Origin of the sequence: Frankia sp. EI5c, assembly GCF_001636565.1 — a bacterium.
In the GTDB taxonomy this organism is placed as follows: Bacteria; Actinomycetota; Actinomycetes; order Frankiales; family Frankiaceae; genus Parafrankia.
This window is the reverse complement of record NZ_LRTK01000121.1, coordinates 1-2,558: the sequence shown is the minus strand read 5'-3', so window position 1 is coordinate 2,558 and position 2,558 is coordinate 1. Positions and strand designations below refer to the sequence as shown.

The 2,558-nt window shown below is 70.2% G+C and carries 1 protein-coding gene, 4 pseudogenes and 1 riboswitch; of the genes and pseudogenes, 4 read left to right on the top strand and 1 reads right to left on the bottom strand.

Going from position 1 to position 2,558, the window contains the following annotated elements:
* Positions 1-696 (bottom strand): annotated as a pseudogene (locus UG55_RS25915) (HAD family hydrolase); the annotation flags it as partial.
* A gap of 174 nt (positions 697-870) precedes the next feature.
* Positions 871-991, top strand: a riboswitch (SAM riboswitch).
* Between the two features lie 9 nt (positions 992-1,000).
* On the opposite strand from UG55_RS25915, the pseudogene UG55_RS44075 reads away from it, so the two are divergent.
* From UG55_RS44075 to UG55_RS44060, 4 genes and pseudogenes are all read left to right on the top strand, one after another.
* Positions 1,001-1,556, top strand: a pseudogene (locus UG55_RS44075) (pyridoxal-phosphate dependent enzyme); the annotation flags it as partial.
* Position 1,557: 1 nt separating this feature from the next.
* A pseudogene (locus tag UG55_RS44070) lies at positions 1,558-1,677 on the top strand (hypothetical protein); the annotation flags it as partial.
* A gap of 1 nt (position 1,678) precedes the next feature.
* Positions 1,679-1,731: pseudogene (locus tag UG55_RS44065) on the top strand (hypothetical protein); the annotation flags it as partial.
* Between the two features lies 1 nt (position 1,732).
* The coding region (locus UG55_RS44060; protein ID WP_242425127.1) for a pyridoxal-phosphate dependent enzyme at positions 1,733-2,275 on the top strand (543 nt) is incomplete at its 5' end.
* Positions 2,276-2,558 lie beyond the last annotated feature (283 nt).

Here is a 2,558-nt window from a genome sequence, read left to right as displayed (position 1 = left end):
CCAGCCCAGCCCGACGGCGCCATCCTCCACGACCACGTTGTCGTGCTCGGTGAGCAGCCGCGCGATGTCGGGGTGGCGGACCGCGTTGGCCACCAGGTGCATCCGCCCGACCGAGCGGGCCATCTCCAGGTCGCTGGCCGAGTCCCCGATGGCGATCGCCTCACTCGGGTCGATCCCGCGCCGTTTGAGGTCGTACGCCACGGCCTCGCCCTTGCCCACCCCGTCCGGCACCAGGTGGTAGACGTGCGGCACCACACCCAGGTCGGGCATGTTCGCCTGCGAGATCAGGCCGTTGTCACGCATGCTCAGCCAGCCGAAGCCCTCCTCGACGAGCCACCTGTCCACCTCGGGGACATCGATCCGGCCGCGCAGCATGACGTCGATCTCCCGGCCGGCGTGCCAGGGCTTGTGCAGCTCGAGACGCCCCGGGTACCGCCGGATCAGCTCGTCGAGCAGGCTCTCGGGCACCTGCTTGTAGGAGTCGGGCATCGCGCCGCGCAGGATCTCGCTGTCGAGCCAGGTCCCGCTGGTCCAACCGACGATGGCGCCCAGCTCGCCGATGAAGCCGTCGGCACCGAAGATGCTGGCCGCCTCCACAAGCTGCGGCCTCGTCCGCCCGGAGACCAGGACGAGGGCGATGCCCGAGTCATGCAGGTCGGACAGCGCACGGGCGGGCTCCAGGGTCGTCGCGCCGCCNTCCTGACGGAAGAAACATCCGCGTGGGCCGACCATCGTTCCGTCAAGATCGGTGTAGACGACACGTACTGACACGCCAACGTCTCCCTTGGTTCATGACACCCGTCCGACCGCATAAACTACGGTGCACGTCCGCCCGCACGCGGACTACAGTACGGACAGACAACTTCATCTGGCTCATCCAGAGGGGCAGAGGGAACGGCCCAGCGAAGCCCCGGCAACCACCGACGCATCCCTGCGCGGCAGGTGCTAATTCCGACCCGGGGCGCATGCCGGCGCCCGGGAAAGATGAGGAGTACATCGCATGACTCTCGCGCCCGAGCGCGCCACTCTCCCGAGCCCGGATGCCGCGAACCCCGCCGTTTCGCTGTCCTGTCGTCACTGCGGCGCCACCTACCCACTGTCACCCACCCACGTGTGTGTGGAGTGTTTCGCTCCCCTTGAGATCGCCTACGACGAGGACCGTCTCCGCCGGGTGACCCGGAAGTCGATCGAGGCCGGCCCGCAGAACCTGTGGCGTTACGTGGGCCTGCTACCCGCCGGGCACGCCGCCGAGCGGCGGGTCTCCCTGGACGCCGGGTGGACCCCGCTGCGGCCCGCCCCGCGCCTGGCCGCCGAGCTGGGGATGCGCTCCCTGTGGGTGAAGGACGACAGCGCGAACCCGACACACTCGTTCAAGGACCGCGTCGTCTCGGTCGCCCTCACCGCCGCTCGCGAGCTCGGCTTCACAACCGTGGCCTGCGCGTCCACCGGCAACCTCGCCCAGTCGGTGGCCGCGCACGCGGCGTCCGCCGGGCTGCGCTCCGTCGTGCTCGTCCCGCACGACCTGGAAGCCGGCAAAACCGTGTCGACCGCGGTGTNCGGCGGCACCCTGGTCGCCATCAAGGGCAACTACGACGATGTGAACCGGCTGTGCAGCGAACTCGCCGGCGAGTACGAGTGGGCGTTCGTCAACGTCAATGTGCGCCCGTTCTACGCGGANGGCTCGAAGACCCTCGGGTACGAGGTTGCCGAGCAGCTCGGTTGGCGGCTTCCNGGCCAGGTCGTCATCCCGATCGCCTCCGGCTCGCTGCTGACCAAGGTCGACAAGGCGTTCGGTGAGCTGGGGCGCCTCGGGCTGGTCGAGCCCACTCCGTACAAGGTCTTCGGCGCCCAGGCCGCCGGCTGCAACCCGGTGGCCGCGGCCTTCAGCCGGGGCGCCGACACCGTGGCCCCGGTGAAGCCCTCCACGATCGCCAAGTCACTGTCGATCGGCAACCCGGCGGACGGCCCCTACGCTCTGGACGTCGCCCGCCGCACCGGCGGCGCCATCACCGACGTCACCGACGAGCAGATCGTCGACGGCATCCGTCTGCTGGCCCGCACCGAGGGGATCTTCGGGGAGACCGCGGGCGGGGTCACCGTGGCCTGCCTGCGCCGCCTGCTGAACGAGGGCCGCCTCGACCCCGAGGTCGAGACGGTCATCTACAACACCGGCGACGGCCTCAAGACGCTGGACCCGTTGGTGCCCACCGGCGGCCCGACCGCGACCATCCCGCCGTCCCTCTCCGCCTTCGAGGCCGCCGGCCTCGGCGACTAGCGCCGGACCGGCCGGGTTGGATCCCGGGCCCGCGTAACTGCCGGCCCGGCGATTCCGGCTGCCGTAAATGGGCTGCCGGCCCTGTCCGCCGCCAGGGCGGCCTGTTATGCGGCGGTCGACTGCCTCCTCCTGACGGCTGGTTCCTGGAGGAGTACGTGGAGTGATTGGTCGAGGTGGAAGGGTCCGCCGTCGCGGGTGTGGATGGCGTCGGGGGTGACGTGTTCGGTGGTGGTGGTGAGGGTTGTGGTGGGTTGGTGGCCGGGGTTGATGGGTGGGGTGGGGG